The sequence below is a fragment of the Legionella sp. 16cNR16C genome (genome assembly GCF_021297775.1).
Classification (GTDB): domain Bacteria; phylum Pseudomonadota; class Gammaproteobacteria; order Legionellales; family Legionellaceae; genus Legionella_C; species Legionella_C quinlivanii_A.
The window spans coordinates 412,308-431,858 of record NZ_JAJTMX010000003.1 but is presented as its reverse complement, the minus strand read 5'-3'; the positions used below and the strand labels follow the sequence as shown (position 1 = coordinate 431,858).

Here is a 19,551-nt window from a genome sequence, read left to right as displayed (position 1 = left end):
AGTTGCTGGTTGTTCGGGAGCCACCCTAGTCTTTCACATGAATTTTAGCATATATTACTGTAAGGGATTAATATTATGAGCCTGTTAATCCCCTAAAGCACAAGCCCCTTTGCCATCGGCGCTCCATTGAGCGTTTATTGTGTAAACGCTGCTGCAATCCGCGTTTTTACAAATCATTGTTGCTGGAATTACCTGGCAGGCACCCGCCCAGCCATTGTTATTAAATGCAATGGACAACGCTTTTGCTCCCGCGGGAAGATTGGCGGTGCCTGTGCGTCCATTGACGGTTGCAGCCGCTATCCAGCTTCCCTGGGAAGCATCTAAATTGTAACTTAGACTTAATTGAGTAATCTGCCCAAGATTTCCTGCATTAAAATTCACGGTTACCGCCTGCGGCAAGCCATCTTCCTGAGCTCCACCTGAAATGTCGACTTTTTCAGGGATATCGTAATTCTCACCCGATAATTTGCCGCCATACTGAAATGGATTGTAATTAAAATAGTTCATAATCACCCAGGCACTGGATGTGGTGCTGGGTAAGGTATTGGCATTCCAGCCGAAAGGAATGGCGAAACGCTTACTGGCATATAGATAGGCCTGGCCCGATTGACTATCGAGACTTACGAAATTATCTTTGGGGGTTGCGCCGTCAAAACCTGCTGCCAGATACTGATCGTTTCGCAAATGCTTAATTCCCTGCTGCATGCTGGTCAGATCGGCGTGCAACTGGCTTATGTCTTCACCCTTTTGAGAATAATAATCAATAAGCGACTGAACCATATTAATAGCGCCAGCGGTCCACTCGGTCGACATAATATTTTCAGGATTATCCCCGGAATTATTATGAAGGGTGTAACCCACTCCCCAGAGCTCCCCTTGCTGGTAATACCCCCCCTGCTCTCTGATTTTATTCCAGACAGCCTTAGATGTTCCATCACCAAACCATTTGTCAACGGTTTCTGGGCCTAAGGCAGCAATTCCCCAGGTGTTAATATCAATAGCCATCGCCGCTGCTGAATCAGAAGTATCGGGTTGCCAGTCAGAAAGGGAAGAAGGAATGGGTGCTGTTCCATGCGTATAAAAAATGCCGTGCTTTTGATCGTAGGCCCCATTATAAATGAAGCTTAATAAACCCAGCGTTTTATAGCCATTCACAGTGGTTCCGCCATTGAGCATTACATCAACCTGCTGTAAAGCCTCTGTCACTTGCGGAGTTTGTTCGCTGTTTTGCAGAACTTTCTTTAAAATCTGCAGGCCGCCAAGCGCTGAAAAATTATTTTCAACTGAAATTTCACCTTGCGCTATCGGCCCCTGATTTCCTTGTGAGCCGCCCGGCGCATAGTAAAATGCACCAATCCCGGCCTGCATCGCAGAAAAAGCGCTTAGACTGTTCATTGCATTGATTAAAGCGGGAGAATTGGCAGCTACTTTGCCATCATTGAGAAGTAATTCTGCCTGTAAAGGACCTATTAACTGGGCCCAGGCGTTTTCCCCGGTAATGGGTTTCCAATCAGACCAGGTGGATACATATTCGAAAAACTGAGCTGGATGGTGATCGGGATCGTTTTGGGCCAATTCGTCTGGATCATAATCCCAGCTAAGTTCTTTTTGATACCGCCCTTTATAGAAGGGATCTTTGTTATGGAAATCAGTAGCAATCATACGAAAACTGAAGGCTTTACTGGCATCGCTTATTGAACTCTGATAGCCATATTTGAATTGCTTGTCGGTGGCGCGGTTATCCTTGTTCATAATCGCCTGTAACTGGTTGCCAATCAATGTTTTCGCTTGCTCAGCCTCCAGATAATGATTTTTGGCGGCCAATGCCAGTGCAATTTGCCAGGTAGCCGCGTCATAGATGTCGGCACCATACTTCATATCGGTTCGTTCAAGCTGGGCTTGTGCCTGGGCCATGTCAAGGTCACCGCCTTGCTGAGGGGGAAGACCGCGCCCGAGAATAGCGTAGGGATCATTGTATAAACTGTCCACAACACTGCAGGTATCCGCAGGCTTACAGATATAATCACCAAAATATTTGTCAATATCTTCCTGGTTGCCGGTATAGTAGCTCAGAGGAACCGATTGGCCGTCCTTGCTGCTTATCAGAAGATCTTTGGAAACCAGAAAGCTGACTAGCTCGCTGATGTCCTTATTCTGTGCATCCTCTGCAAATAATACTCCTGGATTGCAAATAAGACTGCTGATCGCCAGGACCAGGGGAAGTTTTCTCATCAGTTTCGCTCCAGCTGGAATGTCAGGCCGGATTATAAAATCTCGTTGATGACTGTGAGCGTAAATTTACTAATATTTACGCTTTTTTAGCGATTGGTTTGTCCTGGAGCGTGTTTTTGTAATTTTGATTCGATAGCCAGGATTTCGGCTGCTGCTTTTTCACTCTCTTCATTAAGAGCGGTATTAAACCAGCTGGCAAGAATTTCCTTTGCCAAATCCTGAGTCAGCAAGCGATTGGATAATGCAAGGACATTGGCATTATTCCAGATGCGGGAACCTGCAGCGGTTTGAGCATCGGTGCACAAGGCGGCTCTGATGCCAGGAATCTTATTAGCAACAATTGAGGTGCCAGTGCCTGTCCAGCAGAAGAAAATACCTTCCTGGCAGTCTCCTGAACTGATTGCTTGGGCTGCCTCCTCAGTTGAGGCAATCCAGGGCGCATTACTGCGCGATCGCAGAGCGCCAAATAACACCGGTTCGTATCCTGACTTTCTCAACTCCTCAACTACAAAATCGTTCACTGGATAAAGCTCATCACTGCAAACTGCTATTTTCATCGTTATAACTCCCAGCTATTTGACCAGATTAAAACCGGCATCAATCCAACCCTGCGATCCACTCTCCAGAGAGTACACCTGCTCATAACCCATCGCCTGCAGATTATCCGCAACCAGAGCACAGCGAAAACCGCCGCTGCAATACACGACGATTGGAGTCTTTAAATCTGAAATTTGTTTTTCGATATCGCGCTCAATAATTCCTTTCCCTAGATGGACAGCCCCTGGAATGTGTCCGGTTTCCCATTCATTGGTTTCGCGTACATCAATGAGCTGAAAAGATTCATTGCTATCCATTTTTTCTTTCAAAGCGAGCGGAGAAATCTCTTTAATGCGTTGCTTTGCCGCTGTCACTAACTTCAAAAATCCGGGAGAGTGTTGTTTCATAATAATCCTTAAAGAGAACTGTCTGTATTATAGAAGTTAATCCTTTTTAATTTAAATAAAAAAACATTGCAATCGACATCGAATGCTCGCCTAAACCTGTCCGATAAGTATATACTTAGAGATCTAATCTTTCCTGCTCAGGAAGGTTTCATTATTCTCTAATTTTGTCGGAGTTACCCCATGCAACAAAGAAAACCATTAGTATTAATGATTCTTGATGGCTGGGGGTACAGCTGTAACGAGAACCACAACGCAATCGCCGCAGCAGACACTCCTCAATGGGATGACTGGTGGGCGCACCGGCCGCATATCTTGCTAAACGCTTCTGGACATGTCGTTGGTTTACCTGATGATCAAATGGGCAATTCAGAAGTCGGCCATATGCATATTGGTGCAGGCCGTCTGATTTATCAGGATTTAACCCGTATCAACCACGCTATAGAAACCGGAGAATTCGAGCAAAACGAATTATTTCTGACTACTATTCAGCAATTAAAAGAAAGTGGCAAGTCCTTGCATGTGATGGGACTTTTATCTCCCGGAGGAGTTCACAGTCATCAAAATCACTTATTTACCTTTATAAAAATTTGCCATCAGCTTGGATTTTACAATGTGTATCTTCATCTGTTTTTAGATGGCCGTGACACTCCACCACAAAGTGCCCTAAGCAGTATCGAAGCTCTGGAAGAGCAGCTTGAGCGTTATCCGGCAGCACGTATTGCTTCAATCAGCGGGCGTTATTTTGCTATGGACCGGGACAAACGCTGGGAAAGGATAGCACCGGTTTATCATATGCTGACCCAAGGCAAGAGCCAATACCATTTTGACAGCGCAAAAGAGGCGATCCGGAATTTCTATGCAGACGGCAAATCGGATGAATTCATTCCGCCGACTTTGATTGGAGAACATAAAGCGATCGAAGATGAGGATGCCCTGTTCTTTTTTAACTTTCGTGCCGATCGCGCAAGGCAGCTCACTGAGGCATTCATTAACGACTCATTTGAGGGTTTCATTCGTCATAGGAAACCAGAACTGGCTGCCTTTATCAGCATGACTCAGTTCTCAAAAAGCTTAAACACCGCAATCGCATTTCCACCGATTCCTTTAAGCAATACGCTCGGAAAAGTGCTTGCCGATTATCGATTGAATCAGTTGAGAATTGCGGAAACGGAAAAATACGCCCATGTCACCTTCTTTTTTAATGGCGGATCAGAACAGATTTTTCCCAATGAGGATCGCATACTCATCCCTTCACCACCTGTTGCAACCTATGATTTGCAACCGGAGATGAGCGCGCCTCAATTAACTCATGCCCTGGTGGATGCGATTAACAGCGATGCCTATGATGTGATCATCTGCAATTATGCCAATGCAGATATGGTAGGACATACAGGCGATTTTAGCGCCACGAAGAAAGCAATTGAGTGCCTTGACCATTGTATGAGTGAGGTTTGGCAGGCTTTGGAAAGAAAAGACGGTTGCATGTTAATCACCGCGGACCATGGCAATGCAGAATTAATGTATGATGAGAACACCAGCCAGGCTCACACTGCTCATACCTGTGAAATGGTTCCCTTTGTTTATGTGGGTAATACCCGTAGACATTTTAAAGTCAGCCAGGGTACTTTAGTGGATATCGCACCGACCATTCTTTCTCTGCTTGATTTATCAAAGCCGGATGAAATGACAGGACAAGCCCTTCTGGTGGAAGATCATGCCGATTCTGTCTAATTTAAGATGTTATATTTCAGGTTTTGCCCTTGTTCTTTGCCTGGCAGGTGCAGACTATGCGGCTGATAGCTCCTCTGTACTACAGACCAAAACCAAATTAAAGCAGCTGGACACGCAAATAAATCGTCTCAAACAAGTGCTGGCCAATGCCAATGATCGCCGCGGTCTGTTGAATCGCGAACTGGCAGGCACCGAGAAACAAATAGACAAAGCCATTCAACAGCTGCGCTCCATTCAAACTGATATTGACAGCAAGAAACAAAAAATTGTCAGCCTGGAACAGCATATCAGCGAATTGAATCAGCAACTGATAAAGCAGCAGCAACAACTGGCAAGCCATATTCGCACCCGCTATCAGATAGGGGGTTATCAGCCAGTTAAATGGATTATCAATCAGGATGAACCCTATTCTATCAGTCGCCTGCTCACCTATTATCAATACATCGTTCAGTCACGGCAACATATTATCGATGCCATTGATAACACGAAAAAGAATTTAACCTCCAATCAGAAAAGTTTACAGGATGAACTGGCTGAGCAGCGCCAGCTACAGCAGCGGCTTCATATTCATCAGGCCCAGCTACAGGAAGATAAACACTATCATAAAGCAGTTATCCAATCGCTGAGTAAAGAAATCCAGAGCAAAGAGCATACACTGGCGGAGTTTGAACATAATAAAGAGAATCTCTCCAGTCTTTTAAAGAATCTGGCCTTGAAAAGCGTCGCCTTACCTAAACAAAGCTTTAACAAGATGCGGCATAAACTTCCACGCCCCATTCAAAGCCGTTCTCATCAACGGATGAATCAGGGCGTGACATTTTTTGCCGGAGAAGGAACACCGGTTCGTGCCGTCTCATCGGGCAAAATTGTCTTTAGCGATTGGCTTAATGGCTATGGGTTATTAATCATTATTGATCATGGGCAAGGCTTTATGACCCTGTATGCGCACAACCAGTCTTTGTATAAGCGCAAAGGGGCTACCGTACAGCAAGGAGAGCAAATTGCCTCCGTTGGACACAGCGGCGGGATAAAACAAAACGGTCTATACTTTGAGGTGAGGCAACGTGGCAAAGCTGTTCCACCACTTGAATGGTTAGCTTGATTTGTGTAATTTGACAATCATCGACATAATAACAAACATCAGCCAGAAGTAGTCAAATCCAGCTTGGTGATTCTGTGATCGTTAAGAAAGCAGTTATGATAAACGGATTTCTCGGTTTTCTGTCCCGTATGCTGTGTTGATTCATGCTCGAAGTAATAGCCTGAAGCAGACGAACCCCGGCATTGCAAAAGCAATTTCCGATAGAAGTTTTTCTTCTCAATAGACTCTCTGGCATTTATATTGCTTCATGTAATTTGACATCGGAAGGTGACCGCATGATGCGTGGCACACTATCCAAGGAGAACATTATGCGCAACAAACGGTTTTACTCTGGTGCTCTGGCGACAGTATTAACAACTGCGTTTTTGTTTCCAGCTCAACTCTATGCAACTGATGCCTCGGCAACAGCGACAAACACCAATGCAGAGGGTAATAAAAAAATTCCATTGGAGGATGTCCAACGCTTCTCAAATGCCTTAAGCCAGATTAAAAAATATTATGTGAAACCGACTGACGATAAAGAGCTGTTTGATAATGCCATTAAAGGCATGCTAAGCGGTCTGGATCCACATTCCACTTATCTTGATGAAGATGCATTTAAAGATCTGCAAACTTCAACCAGCGGTGAATTTGGCGGTCTGGGTATTGAAGTCACAATGGAAGAAGGAGTAGTGAAAGTGGTCACTCCTCTGGTTGATACACCAGCCTATCGTGCGGGTATCAAAGCCGGTGATTATATAATCAAACTGGGTAACCAATCCGTTCAGGGCATCACTCTGCAGGAAGCCGTTGATTTAATGCGCGGAAAGGCGGGTACGACCATCGACCTGACTATTCTGAGAAAAGGTGAAAGTAAACCACTGGTATTCTCTGTGGTTCGCGAGAAAATTCTAATCAAAAGCGTAAAAAGTAAACTCCTTGATGACAATTACGGTTATATACGCCTGACCCAATTTCAGGCAATGACCGGTGATGATATGGAAAAAGCCATCGCACAACTGAAACAGCAGGCAGGCGGCAATCTGAAAGGTCTGATTCTTGATCTTAGAAATAACCCCGGAGGATTACTGGATTCAGCGATTCAGGTATCAGATGCGTTTCTGGATACCTCAAAAGATGGCAAGCAGGAAATGATTGTCTACACTCAGGGGCGCTTACCTGGTTCAAAATTCACTGCTCTGGCCAATCCAGGCGATATTTTGAGCAACGCACCAATGATTGTTCTAATCAATAATGGCTCAGCTTCAGCTTCAGAGATTGTTGCAGGGGCTCTTAAGGACAACAAACGGGCAATTATTGTCGGCACACAAAGCTTTGGCAAAGGTTCTGTACAGACTATCCTGCCGCTGGATGATAAACGGGGAATCAAACTGACGACAGCCCTTTACTATACGCCATCCGGTGTGTCTATTCAGGCCAAGGGTATTACCCCTGATATCGTCATCGATGAAGTGACTGTGGCAAAAGATGATAATAAAGCCAGTTTCACCGGATTTTCAGAGGCGGATTTAAGCGGCCACCTGGCAAATACCAGTGAACAAACCAAAAGCGTTGAACACTCTAACAAAGATGATAAAGCGCTTCTGCATGAGGACTATCAACTGTATGCTGCCTTGACTATTCTCAAAGGCCTGGCAGTTGCCCGTAACTAATCAAAAGCCTCCCTCCTACGTCCCGCGACTTGTTCGCGGGATCCAGGAACTCAAGCAATGGTCATAAAGTATCCCTTAATAAAACCTTAACCATTATTGCCTATAATTAGACCAATATAAATAACTAATGAGCAATATAATGGCTAGAGCAAAGCGGGATAATTCTTCGTTAAAAGCGTTAGTTGTAGGAGATGCAAATAGTGCATGGTCTGAGTTCCTGGAACCTACCATTCGAAAATCCAGGACAGCGCAAGGGGAAACTAACACAGAAAACTCTTCTGTTGTTAGAATCCGAAAACCTCTCAGAGAACCTACTGAAGGCGAGTTAAGACGACATCGGAACAATCCCTCTGCTCTTCAGGCAAATATACTGAGTCAGGATCATGCCCCTTTTTTGAATCTGGTAAATGCCACAGCCGAACCCGCGCGAGCCAGGATGCATGTGGGTAAAGATGAGAAGAGCGCGGATGTGCTCATTTATGTCGTTAACCTATCCAGTGAACAAAATAATATTGAAGAATTAAAAGCAAATATTACCACTTATCTCCAACAGATGCGCCCGGATACACGATTGATTTTAGTAGGAACTCATCCTTCCTCGGGTCTGTTTGACTTTCCCCAAACATCCGACAATGAGGAGGTTCTGAACAGCCTTCGGGGTACTTTTGCATCAAGATTAATTAATGTGCTTAACCTTCCGCCCAATTCTATAAACCCTTTCGGTGCAAATCCTAAAGACAAAGAAATAGAGAATTTTATCACACAACTCGATTTCTATGCGAGCAACAGGCCGGCACCTCAAGTACAGTTATCACAGCCATCCACTCCAACGCACACAGCTCCAGCTGCTGAAAACGTCAGAACACCACGCCAGAATTTAAATATTGAACTCGAATTTCCCTCTCAACCCCAACAACCGCCGGCTCAACCTCAACCATCTCCTGCACCGCAGAATGTATCTGTCCTGACCCGACATGATTATCCAAAGTCATATCATGCGATGTGGACAAGGCAAACCCTTCCTCATCTATCCACTGAGAAAAGAAATTATCTGGCAGCGAGGACTATCCTTGAAGACTATGCACTTAGAACCTCGGATACTGCAAGCAGATGGCAGCGGGCGGGGCATTTTTTTGCACACCCGCGGCGTGGCCACACTGAGATTATTAATAACTTTTTAAAGAATTATACCGGTGAGGAGAATGTTCCGGCATTGCTTAGCGCACTCCAGCAGACATTGAAAAAAGAAATCAAAGAAGAGTTTAATCCTAAAGGAAGTCTGGCAGTCCGTATGGATTATATTGAAGAGCAGTGCAATTTGAATGCTAATAATCGAATCATTAACCACGAAGAGATTATTAAAGCCAGAGAAGATCGAATAAATCCAAAAACTGATCAAAATCAAAGTCTGTGCTAATTGAAATAACATCTTGATATGCAAAAAGGCATATCAAGATGTTAGGATTTTTAACCGGGACGCGCAATTTCAGCAGGGGAATTATCCTCGGCAGGGGCCTTATTGGCTGCCTCAACCGGTGGTTCAACTGCCTTAGGTCGCATATCGTTTAGCGCATCACGAAATTTATCAGTTTTTTCAATATCTTTTTGTCTTTCCTGCTCAGGATTATCTACCTGATCAATACCATCCTTTTTATCAGGATCATCTGTTTCCGGATTTCCCTTTAAGTTTAAATAAGCCTCCCGCAAAGCTTCGCCTCGTTGAATTTTTTGTATTTCCTTATAGGCCTGATAAGATTCCCTCATTGACATTTTGTGCATTATGGACTGACTTAAAACATAGGAGACACTTCTAAAAAAGCTCTTAAGGGCGTAGAGCAGACCCAAACCTTTACTGCTTTTGGCAGCAATCTCCTTAAACTGCGGGTTATTCTCCAGATTTTTAGCCTCGTTGTAACGCATATTAATAGGCACAGCAGGATCGCGAAATTTATCTACAAGTTTTTCGCCAAACTCAGATAAATCTTTATTTTCTCCGGGTTTTATTTTGCTCATGTGATCATTGATGATATGAGTCACATTATCAACAAACCGATACGCTCTGTATTGATTAGCCTGGATATTATCGAGCCCCATTTTCAGATCGTCCATTGACAGACTGTCAGCCTGGCCTTCGCTGATTAATTTATCCCGGTTATTTTGATAGTAAGTACGCAGTTCATTGATATATTGAGTCTTGAATGGCTCATTCAAAACTTTGCCAGATTGTGCCATCGCCGGGATGTATACTTTATTCAGCAGCTTTTCAAATTCACTATCCAGTATTTTAGCTTTGCGCTCCCCATAGTTTTCTGAGTAAGTCTTACCCACCTCATCCAGATAGTTCAGTTTATTGGAAAGTGTTTGCATTTTAAATTCGATATCTGTTTTTTCCTGAGGAGTGGTCGCTTTATTGAGATCGTCATTTAACTGTGCCCTGCGACTAGCCGTTTCTGACTTTAAAATCGCCATAAACTGATCTTGCTGTATAATGGCCAGTTTATCCTCATAAGGCAGATCAAGCTCGCTTAACATGGATTCAAAAAAGACATTCAGTTTTTGCATTGTAGGCATAAGCATCGTGCCCGGGTTCAGGTACAGATCGTCTTCCTTATGACTTATTTCCGCTAACACTGCTTGATATAACTGAGTTTTCAAGGCTCCTGTTTGTACATTGGCGATCGTACCAACGGTCGCGCCAAGCTCTCCCAGCTGTTCACCAAAGCGTTTAAGTTGTGCCAACAAGCCTTTGGACTTCCATAATCCACCTATCTGAGACCCTTCTGAAAGCTTTTCAAGACCACTCACAATCTTATCCGCTTCTTTTTTCATTGTCTCGGGATTGGCTAGTTGCTCACGCGTATACCCCTTAAACTTACGTCCCTCATCCACTTCCAGACCAAAATACCCGGCTAGCTGCTGCTGTTTATCTGCAACATAAGCAGATGCAGCAAATAAACCATCAACTTTCTTCTGAATGTCTGATCTGGCCTCCTGAAGCTCCTGTGCGTTCTGACTCTGCACCTGTGCAGGACTTACTACAGAGCTATAAGACGTTAACACCTTGGCTACTGAAGCATATTGCTCTTTTAGTTCAGGGGTCATGCTGTTCAAGGTATTCCAGGACGCTTTTAACTGCATGAGCACATCTTTTAAAACAGTGAATTTAGTAACCACTGAATCGTCATTGTTCATTTTTTCAAAAGCCGCCAGCGCTTTTTGCAATTCGTATAAGTTATTTTCCAGATTTTTTATTTGCTTCACCACTTTAGGATCCGTCGAATCCTCCGCATGGGGCGGCATCTGGATTCGGTCATTGACCTGTGTGGATAAATTATTAATACGCGTAGTTCTGACATACTCACTTAGCTTGCCAATTGATGTAGATAACCCCATCTCCTGAATCGCAGCGAAATTACCCCGTAAATTATTGATTGAAGAAACCTCAGCTGGAGATAATTTATCGACAGCAGGTAATGGCTCTCTTTTTTTGTTGGAAAGATCAGTCAGAAAAAGCTTACGAGCATTTAGCTCTCTGAAAAAATCAGGGTGCCGTAAGTCAGCATTGATTTCTGCTAACTTTGCTTTATCTCCGGAATTAAGCGCTGCGGTTATTTTTGCATCCAGTTCATTATTAGTATGATAAATAGTAGGCTGTAGTCTTAGATATTCACTTTTTAGATAAGCCAGGTCTTTCTCGGAGACCTCTTCTGAAGAGTCGACAGCTTTTTTGATTGTATCAAGCATTGTTGGCAATATTTCCTCGACCCGCTCCAGGGCATCTAATCCCATTACGCCCTGCCCACTTAGTGCTGACGTTGTCTCGGGTGCCAATAAGGCCTTCTGATCTCTTGCAGCCAAAACCTCCTCATAGGGAACGATTTTTCCTTTGAATTTTTCTGCAAGGCTAAACTCTGCTTCATTAATAACTTCCAGCTTAAGAATTTCAGCATTTTCTTTATCATCGTAATATTTCAAAATCTTTTGTCTTAATCCACCAACCAAATTCACTTCTCCGTGCCAGTAACCGCCGATATCATTCATCAATCCACTAATATCCGCTTTTTTGAGTTTCTCAACCCCTTTCCAGAATCCAGCGAATCGTCCTTGGGCGGGCGGTGCTTCTGTAGCATTAAGAGCGGATACAATTTGCTTGTCCAGCTCAACATTAAAGGTTGCAACGGTCGATTGAATCACCTGATAGGACTGCTTTAATCGCTGCTTATCCTCCAGGCTGATATCCGCCAGATTTTTTCCGGCATATTGATTAAGCAGATCAAAGAACTGTTTTGCCTGGGAAGCTTTAAACTCCAGCTCCTGTAGTTCGGTATAGGACGCGACTCTCGATTCATCTAAAGCATGAATACGGCTTTGGGCTATGAATGATTTGGCCGAGCCTACTTTAGCCACCCGGAGTACATCAGCCGCATTAGCATCAGGAAGCTTTTTAACGGCTTCTGATTGTGCTATGCGCGCTTCAATGGCATCACGCAAGACGGTTGCCTGTTCAACGATAGGATCAGAAATAGTACCCGGTTTCAAATAATTACGACGTTCAAAATCGTCAGCCATAGTAATCAGGGCCGTTAATCCTTCATTGCCCCACTTGATATAAGCCTTTATTGTTTCCTCGGAAAGGTTATTTTGTTCGGCATCAAGCCGTTCTTTGAGCTCCTTGAGCCCTTTCAAGGCCTTTCTTGCAGAAGGCAGAGCACTCAGCGTATGCTTATCACTGAGTAGCGCATCAATCAGTTGGCCTATTGCCTGCTGTTTTTTTGCGGATATCTGCAAGGCTTCCGCACTTTGCTTATTATCGGGATTTATAGCCGTTGCCGCAGAATTGAACAATCGAGGTAATTGATTCAATAATCCGCTCAGCACATTCCCCTGTAATGTAGTCTTATCGCCTTCCTGCAGAGCGTTGACACCTTGTCCCAGCAAAAGCCCGGCGCCTCCAGCCAAATCCAGATGCTCATATTTTTCCTGTAAACCCAGAGCTTGCACCGCAGAAGCGAGATTGTTGTATACTGGCTGAATAAGATCCATATTATCCCGCAATAATTCCCTGATCTCGGGTGCTGCTTCATTAAAGCTATCGAGAGCCTTGTACACATTATATAGATCATAAGCAATTTGTATCTGATTGCTTAAAACACTATGCACCATTCCCAATTTACTGGACGAATCAATTTTCTGCCATATTTCGGCCTTGGCCGCGTTCTCGGCATAATACAAACTATTAATCAGCTTTTTTATGGATGCAACCTGTGGAGAATCCTTGTCAAGGTCAGTATAGGGAACGCCTTCCTCATTAGGCGTCAGCTTTTCACTGATTGGTGCACTCAAACTGGTTTTCAGCCGCTCATTCAAGGCGGTTCGAGCATTGCGAATTGTCATAAATAAGGGCAGCGCAGGTGCAGTTTCAACAGCTGCTGTCACTACAGTTTCTTTGGCAACAGGCTCCGCTGGAAGCTTTACATCTGCAAGAGCCAAAAACGATTTAACCTCTGTATTCCATAGATCCGCAACCTCCATAGAGCGCTGTAATTCCGAAAAAGCAGGTAAAGCCATCTGGTTAATACGGCTCTCTAAAAACGAAGCACGAATTTTATCTTCCAATGTCAGGGCATTTTTGTCTCTAAGGGTGCGCAGCTCATGCAAATCTTTCACCAGACTGTTCCAGGGAATAGCCCTTAGCTCGGGGCCTGCCTCTTGGTCCTGGTAATTTGCTGAATCCAGTATCTCTTTAATTTTATTGGTTAATGCAGGAAAATCAGGCGCAGGACTGCTGATAACTGCATTGCAAGCAGCAAATAGTTCACTTATTCTTGGGGTTCTGTCAGCATCTGAGGACATGAGAAAAACACTTTAATGGTCTGAATGCTTAAATTATAGTCAAAAATGAAATGCTTATTAGTCTGCGCCCCAATCCTCTTAAAAATAATGGAGACTTTAGCAAACAATCAGTATACTCATTCTCCTGTAATGTATTTTGGCTTCGCAGAATCAATGAGTTCCAACAGCTGAAGCCAGTATGGGCTTTAGTATGCAAAAATTGTTTGGTTATGCGTTTTTACTGGCGTTTACTTCGTCCGTTCAATCCAGTGTTGAGCAACATTTTAATGAAATCCGGCAAGATCCTAATGCCTTATATGCGTTTCTTAAAGAAATGCCCAAGGGCGGGGAACTGCATTATCATCTAGCCGGTGGCGCCTACCCTGAAACTATGGTTGAACTCGCAGCCAGGCAGGATTATTGTTTGAACCCGCAGACATTTGGTATCAATAAAATCAGTGAAGCCTGTAACGGAATAAAAAGTGATCAAATACTGAATAATCCTGAATTATACGACAAGCTTATCCGAGCCTGGTCAATGAAGGATTTTATTGCCGGGGAAGAATCTGGACATGATCATTTCTTTGCCACCTTTTTCAAATTCACTAACCTCATCATGGACAATCACATCCCACTTCTTGCAGAAGTCATGCAGCGCGCCAGCGAGCAGCAGGAAGAATATATGGAAATCATGATGATGCCCGATTATGCCAAATCCACAGTCATTTCAGAAAAACCCGATCTGGCACAAGGCTTTGAAAAAGCGAGAAAGCTTCTTCTTGATGATCCAGCCTTTGTTCAGGAAATCGCAAATACAGTAAAAGTCAGCGACCAGTTATTACCAGACACCAGAAAGTTCCTGGGATGTGACAGCAAACCCGAGCAGTCCGTTTGCCATCTAACCGTAAAATTTCAGTATCATATTCTTCGTGAGCAGCCTCTTCAAAGCTTTTTTATGCAGGCGCTGCATGGATTTGCCGCCGCCTCCCAATCAGAAGCAATCGTCGCCATAAATATGGTACAGGCAGAAGACGGCATTATCTCCCTTAGAGATTATAAAAAACAGATGGAAGTGATCAACTTCCTGCACCAGAAATATCCGCAAGTCCACATTGCACTCCATGCCGGTGAATTAAAGGCCGAGGATGTGATGCCAAAGGAGTTAAGATTTCATATACGAGACGCGGTGTTAACTGGGCATGCCGAGCGAATAGGTCACGGGCTTGATATTGGATTTGAGGATAAAGCCAATGACACGCTGAATTACATGAAAACGCATCAGATCCCGGTAGAAATTAATCTCACCAGTAATGAGAAAATATTTAATATCAAGGGCAAAGAACATCCCATCCATTACTATTTAAAACAAGGGGTGCCCATTGTCTTGTCAACTGATGATGAAGGCATCCTGCGAACTGATCTGACACGTCAATATGTGAAAGCAGTCATTGAGCACGGCATCGACTACCAGACACTTAAGCAGATGACCCGAAATGTACTGACTTATGCCTTTTTACCCGGCAAAAGTATCTGGGCTGATCCCGCCAGACAAACTTTGATCACTGAATGTGCAGATTTAAACAGCGACGCCTGCACTGCTTTTGTAAATGGAAATGACAAAGCGAGCTTGCAGCGAAATCTTGAGCTCAGATTGGCCGCTTTTGAAAAACGCTTTGAAAATTAATCATCAATCAGGAAGAACTATATGTTAAGGAAAACCGTTTGTGCAGCCAGTCTTATTCTGTGCTCTTCAATCAGCCATGCCGGATTCTACCTCGGCGCCAGTGTCGGACCTGAGGGAGCTGAATTCAGACAAAGATCCCATGTCATTCGCCCGGGTACTTTTGACGTAATCGATAAGAATCATTTTTCAGGCACAGGCGTTTTTGGCTCTCTCTTCGGCGGCTACCAGTGGCGTTATCAGCGCTATAGTCTGGCGGCGGAAGTGAATGGAAATCTGAGCTCGGTGGAATATGAGCTGAATAATAACGAATATATTCATCAAACCTTTTTGAAAACCACGTTCACGGTAAAACGAAGCGCTGGAGTCAGTATCCTGCCTGGCTATTTTCTCTCCGAAAATACGCTGATATTTGGTCGCGTGGGCTACAGCAACGGGCGGGTTAAAATCAGCGAATCAGATCCCACTATTCTTAGCCAAACCAAAAACCGCGGGGGCATTCGCTATGGATTAGGCTTAAAGCATGCCTTATCCACTAATTGGTGGCTGATGCTGGATTACAGCCAAATTAATTATAAGGGCATTAAGAGTGCAGTGTTTGAACCTTTTGGTGGAGTGTTAAAACAAACTAAAATTACGCCAAATACCGCTCAAATGGGACTGGGTATAATTTATGATTTTGATCAGCCTAAGGTATATGTGAAGTAATACAAAAAACCTTGATGCCCGTGCCGGGCATCAAGATGCTTTTTTCCTAGTTAAAAGGATCGCGTCTGATAATAGTGGAATCACGCTCTGGGCCTGTTGAAAGCATATCAACTGGTATATTCAATAATTCCTCAATTCGTTTCAGATAAGCCAGTGCGTTAGCCGGCATCTGTGACATTGACGTTAAATCAGCGGTGGATTCAGTCCATCCGGGCAATTCTTCATACACCGGTTCAAGACCTTCAAAATCCTCTGCCGATTGAGGCGGACGAGTCAGTATTTGCCCATTCTTATCACGATAGGCTACAGCAATTCGCAGGGTTTCCAAACCATCCAGTACATCCAGTTTGGTTAAACATAAGCCGGTGATACTATTCAGTTCAATGGACCGACGAAGCAATACGGCATCAAACCATCCGCAACGACGAGGCCGTCCGGTAACTGCCCCAAACTCATGTCCCCGCTCGGCCAGACGCTTTCCAATATCATCCTGGAGTTCAGTAGGGAAAGGTCCGCCACCCACACGTGTCGTGTAGGCTTTGGTGATTCCCAGAACATAGTCAAGATAGCGCGGACCGAACCCTGCGCCATTAATCACACTGCCGACGCAGGTGTTGGATGAGGTCACGAAGGGATAGGTTCCATGATCAATGTCGAGATAAACCCCTTGTGCGCCTTCAAACAAGATTGAATCGCCTTGTTCACGATGGGTATGTAAGCTGGTGGTCACATCACAGACCATTTCCTTTAATTCAGCGGCCCACATCTTCGCATCGTGAAGAACAGGCTCTAACTCAACCTCAGGTTGTTGATAATAATTTTTAAGAACGAAATTATGATAATGCAATAGCTCAGTCAGTTTTCGGGCAAAGCGGTTTTCATCAAACAAGTCGCTGACTTTCAAAGCCCGGCGAGCTATTTTATCTTCGTAGGCAGGACCAATTCCACGCCCAGTGGTTCCGATAGCCTTGCTTCCCTTCAGTGTTTCACGGGCTTTATCGAGAGCCACATGATAGGGTAAAATCAAGGGACAGGCCTGGCTTATTTTCAGACGCTCGCGAACATTGATTCCCTTGGCTTCCAACTCACGAATTTCCGCAAGCAGGGCTTCTGGCGAAAGAACAACTCCATTGCCGATATAACAGCTGACATGAGGCCTGAGCATTCCAGATGGGATGAGCCGCAAAACTGTTTTTTCACCGTTAATTTTCAAGGTATGGCCAGCATTGTGACCGCCCTGATAGCGGACAACAGCCTTGACGTTCTGGGTCAGCAAATCGACAATTTTACCCTTACCTTCATCGCCCCATTGCGTACCAACTATTACAACATTCTTGCCCATAATTAAACTCTTACTCTATAAACTGGTGAATAATGGAGAGGAGAATAACTCCCGCTAACATACTGAGAAACCCTGTCAAGCGAATTATTTTTCACAACAAAATTTCTCAAAGAAAAAAGGGTTAAGCGAACTTAACCCTCTTCAACAAAATAAAAAATTATATCAGTTTTTCTTTGTCGTATCACCACTTTTTACTAAAGAATGTCTAAAGTAGTCAAAAAAAGAACTGCTTTGATCCAATACCAATAAATCCTGTTTACTGGAAAAACTCCCCTCATAGGCTTTCAAACTTCGATAGAAGGCAAAGAATTCAGTATTCTGACCATAGGCCTCTGCGTAAATGGTAGCTGCTTCAGCCTGGCCTTTTGCCCGAATGATTTGCCCTTCACTATGGGCTTTTGCCAGGGCTACAGTCACTTCTGCATCCGCGGCCGCCTGAATAGCTTCTGCTGCAGCCTGCCCATCGGCACGATGTCTGTTAGCAATTTTTTGCATGTCCGCTCGCATGCGTTGATAAATGGCGTTGCTGGTGTTGGCCGGTAGTTCAATTCCCTTGATTCTGACATCGGCCACATCGACACCCAAGCCCTGCGCCTGCTGTTCCGCTTTTTCACGCAACACATCAACCACGTCGTCTCTGCCGCCTGACACCACATCAGAGATAGTGCGTTTGCCAAATTCAGCGCGCAGCCAGGTATTCAATTGCTGCTCCAGAAGAGTTTCTGCTTTAAACTCATTTCCACCAGTAGATTTAAAATACTGAGCCAGATTGCCTATGCGCCATTTGACATAATAATCGACAATCACGTCTTTCTTTTCTTTGGTCACAATACGCGAGGATTTAATATCCAGAGTCTGCAATCGTGTGTCGAACAAACGCACACTTTCAATAAACGGTGTTTTGAAATGCAAACCAGGCTCAAGCACCTTAACTTTATCGGTCTGTTTATCAATAACCAGGCGGCCCAGGCGTAAAAGAATCCCTTGCTGGCCCTGATTTACAGTGAAAACACTGGCTAGTATGACCACCAAAATGAAAAACGCCAATACGACCAGAGTTGTTCTTAAAGCATTCATCTATTAATTCCTCACTTGTCGATAAGTTTGCCTGATTATCGGGCGTGTGGTTGCATGATCATCATACTCGCCAGCGGCAGAACTTTCCTCCAGATTGGCAGCGACTTCATCCACAGCAGGTTTTGGCAAGGAAGCGGTCACTGCGTTATGAGCCAGCTTATCCAGCGGTAAATAAAGTAAATTCCCGGATTTGCCATCTACAATAATCTTGCTGCTCTTGCTTAATACCTGTTGAATGGTATCCAAATACATTCTTTCGGAGGTTACAAGCGGGGCCAGATTGTATTGCGGTAATAAGGCGAGAAATTCAGCGACCTCACCTTTCGCTTTTAATACCACCTGTTTCGCAAAAGCCTGTGCTTCTTCACGAATACGCTGGGCATTACCTTCAGCGATAGGAACTACTCTTGCCTTGTATGCATAAGCCTGCTCCTTAAAGCGCTTTTCGTCTTCCTGCGCCTTAATGGCATCATCGAAGGCATCCTGTACATTCTCAGGGGCTCTGGCTGGCTGTGGCGATACGTTAACAATCACTATTCCTGTTTTATAACGATCAAGAATTTTAATCAGTGAATCCTGTACATGGGTTGCCCATGCTTCACGGCCTTCAGTGATAATTTCATTTAGTGTGGTAGTTCCAACGACCTGACGCAACGCGCTGGATGTCGCCTGTTGCAGGCTTTCCTGAGGGTCAACCACATTAAAGAGATAGGCCTGTAGATCACCAATGCGGTATTGAACGGCCAGTGAGACTGAAACCAGATTTTCATCCTTGGTCAGCATATGCCCTGAATAGGAATAGTCCGAAACGCGTTCAACATTTCGCACCACCTTTGATTCTATAATACGAGGTATCCAGTGCGGCCCCGGCCCTACGGTTTCTACATATTTGCCAAAACGCTGAATAACTGCCTGCTCGGCGGGATCCACAATAAAAATGCCTGAAAGCGCCCAGAGAATCAAAATAACCAGTAAAGCCAGGAATGCCAGCATACCAGCACTTTTTCCAGGTACGCTTGAACCCGGATCGCCTTCCTCACCAGAATTCCCCCCCAACAAGGTTTTTTTTAATTTATCCTGAAAGCGTTTGAGGGCTTCGTCTAAATCAGGCGGCTGATTTTGACCATTCCATTGATTTTTATCTTTATCTTTGTCTGGTTCTTTCCATCCCATTGAGTTCTCCACCCGGTACGTAAAGCTAGGATTCTAGGGCTTGCCGGAAGTTTAAGCAAGCCTCTGTACCAAACTCT

The 19,551-nt window shown here is 44.4% G+C and carries 13 protein-coding genes; 6 read left to right on the top strand and 7 right to left on the bottom strand.

Annotation, left to right across the window (positions count from 1 at the left end; genetic code table 11):
- Nucleotides 1-84 precede the first annotated feature (84 nt).
- The 3 genes from LXA66_RS12020 to LXA66_RS12010 all read right to left on the bottom strand — a co-directional run bounded on the left by LXA66_RS12020 (nucleotide 85) and on the right by LXA66_RS12010 (nucleotide 3,176).
- Entirely contained in the window at nucleotides 85-2,232 is a 2,148-nt protein-coding gene (locus tag LXA66_RS12020; RefSeq protein ID WP_233013338.1) for a hypothetical protein, read from the bottom strand.
- A gap of 86 nt (nucleotides 2,233-2,318) precedes the next feature.
- Nucleotides 2,319-2,789 (bottom strand): RpiB/LacA/LacB family sugar-phosphate isomerase, encoded by a 471-nt coding sequence (locus tag LXA66_RS12015; RefSeq protein WP_233013337.1) that lies wholly within the window; start codon nucleotides 2,787-2,789, stop codon nucleotides 2,319-2,321.
- Nucleotides 2,790-2,804: 15 nt separating this feature from the next.
- Nucleotides 2,805-3,176, bottom strand: a complete 372-nt coding sequence (locus LXA66_RS12010) for a rhodanese-like domain-containing protein (protein WP_133139719.1) — start codon at nucleotides 3,174-3,176, stop codon at nucleotides 2,805-2,807.
- A gap of 180 nt (nucleotides 3,177-3,356) precedes the next feature.
- Between LXA66_RS12010 and gpmI the strand changes: the two genes are divergently transcribed.
- The 4 genes from gpmI to LXA66_RS11990 all read left to right on the top strand — a co-directional run bounded on the left by gpmI (nucleotide 3,357) and on the right by LXA66_RS11990 (nucleotide 9,078).
- Entirely contained in the window at nucleotides 3,357-4,907 is a 1,551-nt protein-coding gene (gene gpmI, locus LXA66_RS12005) for a 2,3-bisphosphoglycerate-independent phosphoglycerate mutase (RefSeq protein ID WP_233013336.1), read from the top strand.
- Nucleotides 4,891-6,009, top strand: a complete 1,119-nt coding sequence (locus LXA66_RS12000; protein ID WP_233013335.1) for a murein hydrolase activator EnvC — start codon at nucleotides 4,891-4,893, stop codon at nucleotides 6,007-6,009. The genes gpmI and LXA66_RS12000 overlap by 17 nt, the downstream gene beginning before the upstream one ends.
- 308 nt (nucleotides 6,010-6,317) lie before the next feature.
- Nucleotides 6,318-7,661, top strand: a complete 1,344-nt coding sequence (locus LXA66_RS11995) for a S41 family peptidase (protein WP_233013334.1) — start codon at nucleotides 6,318-6,320, stop codon at nucleotides 7,659-7,661.
- A 139-nt stretch (nucleotides 7,662-7,800) separates the two neighbouring features.
- Entirely contained in the window at nucleotides 7,801-9,078 is a 1,278-nt protein-coding gene (locus tag LXA66_RS11990; protein ID WP_233013333.1) for a DUF5617 domain-containing protein, read from the top strand.
- Nucleotides 9,079-9,128: 50 nt separating this feature from the next.
- Here the strand turns inward: LXA66_RS11990 and LXA66_RS11985 are convergent, their stop codons facing one another.
- Nucleotides 9,129-13,514: a hypothetical protein gene (locus LXA66_RS11985; protein ID WP_233013332.1), complete on the bottom strand. Its 4,386-nt coding sequence runs from the start codon at nucleotides 13,512-13,514 to the stop codon at nucleotides 9,129-9,131.
- Nucleotides 13,515-13,704: 190 nt separating this feature from the next.
- Between LXA66_RS11985 and LXA66_RS11980 the strand changes: the two genes are divergently transcribed.
- Nucleotides 13,705-15,177, top strand: coding sequence for an adenosine deaminase (locus LXA66_RS11980; protein WP_233013331.1), 1,473 nt, complete (start codon nucleotides 13,705-13,707; stop codon nucleotides 15,175-15,177).
- A gap of 21 nt (nucleotides 15,178-15,198) precedes the next feature.
- Nucleotides 15,199-15,882, top strand: a complete 684-nt coding sequence (locus LXA66_RS11975) for an outer membrane protein (RefSeq protein ID WP_233013330.1) — start codon at nucleotides 15,199-15,201, stop codon at nucleotides 15,880-15,882.
- A gap of 46 nt (nucleotides 15,883-15,928) precedes the next feature.
- Here the strand turns inward: LXA66_RS11975 and LXA66_RS11970 are convergent, their stop codons facing one another.
- The 3 genes from LXA66_RS11970 to hflK form a co-directional block, all read right to left on the bottom strand.
- The gene (locus tag LXA66_RS11970) at nucleotides 15,929-17,224 is read right to left on the bottom strand and encodes an adenylosuccinate synthase (protein ID WP_233013329.1); all 1,296 of its coding nucleotides are present in this window, start codon (nucleotides 17,222-17,224) and stop codon (nucleotides 15,929-15,931) included.
- A gap of 162 nt (nucleotides 17,225-17,386) precedes the next feature.
- Nucleotides 17,387-18,301 (bottom strand): protease modulator HflC, encoded by a 915-nt coding sequence (hflC, locus tag LXA66_RS11965; protein ID WP_233013328.1) that lies wholly within the window; start codon nucleotides 18,299-18,301, stop codon nucleotides 17,387-17,389.
- 3 nt (nucleotides 18,302-18,304) lie between these two features.
- On the bottom strand, nucleotides 18,305-19,474 hold the full coding sequence (hflK, locus tag LXA66_RS11960; RefSeq protein WP_233013327.1) for an FtsH protease activity modulator HflK: 1,170 nt from the start codon (nucleotides 19,472-19,474) through the stop codon (nucleotides 18,305-18,307).
- Nucleotides 19,475-19,551 lie beyond the last annotated feature (77 nt).

Excerpts from the sequence above, each read along its gene's own strand:
- hflK (WP_233013327.1), bottom strand. The coding sequence starts at position 19,474 with ATGGGATGGAAAGAACCAGACAAAGATAAAGATAAAAATCAATGGAAT.
- LXA66_RS11985 (WP_233013332.1), bottom strand. The coding sequence starts at position 13,514 with ATGTCCTCAGATGCTGACAGAACCCCAAGAATAAGTGAACTATTTGCT.
- LXA66_RS11990 (WP_233013333.1), top strand. The coding sequence starts at position 7,801 with ATGGCTAGAGCAAAGCGGGATAATTCTTCGTTAAAAGCGTTAGTTGTA.
- LXA66_RS12010 (WP_133139719.1), bottom strand. The coding sequence starts at position 3,176 with ATGAAACAACACTCTCCCGGATTTTTGAAGTTAGTGACAGCGGCAAAG.
- gpmI (WP_233013336.1), top strand. The coding sequence starts at position 3,357 with ATGCAACAAAGAAAACCATTAGTATTAATGATTCTTGATGGCTGGGGG.
- LXA66_RS12015 (WP_233013337.1), bottom strand. The coding sequence starts at position 2,789 with ATGAAAATAGCAGTTTGCAGTGATGAGCTTTATCCAGTGAACGATTTT.
- hflC (WP_233013328.1), bottom strand. The coding sequence starts at position 18,301 with ATGAATGCTTTAAGAACAACTCTGGTCGTATTGGCGTTTTTCATTTTG.
- LXA66_RS11975 (WP_233013330.1), top strand. The coding sequence starts at position 15,199 with ATGTTAAGGAAAACCGTTTGTGCAGCCAGTCTTATTCTGTGCTCTTCA.
- LXA66_RS11980 (WP_233013331.1), top strand. The coding sequence starts at position 13,705 with ATGCAAAAATTGTTTGGTTATGCGTTTTTACTGGCGTTTACTTCGTCC.
- LXA66_RS12000 (WP_233013335.1), top strand. The coding sequence starts at position 4,891 with ATGCCGATTCTGTCTAATTTAAGATGTTATATTTCAGGTTTTGCCCTT.
- LXA66_RS11995 (WP_233013334.1), top strand. The coding sequence starts at position 6,318 with ATGCGCAACAAACGGTTTTACTCTGGTGCTCTGGCGACAGTATTAACA.
- LXA66_RS12020 (WP_233013338.1), bottom strand. The coding sequence starts at position 2,232 with ATGAGAAAACTTCCCCTGGTCCTGGCGATCAGCAGTCTTATTTGCAAT.
- LXA66_RS11970 (WP_233013329.1), bottom strand. The coding sequence starts at position 17,224 with ATGGGCAAGAATGTTGTAATAGTTGGTACGCAATGGGGCGATGAAGGT.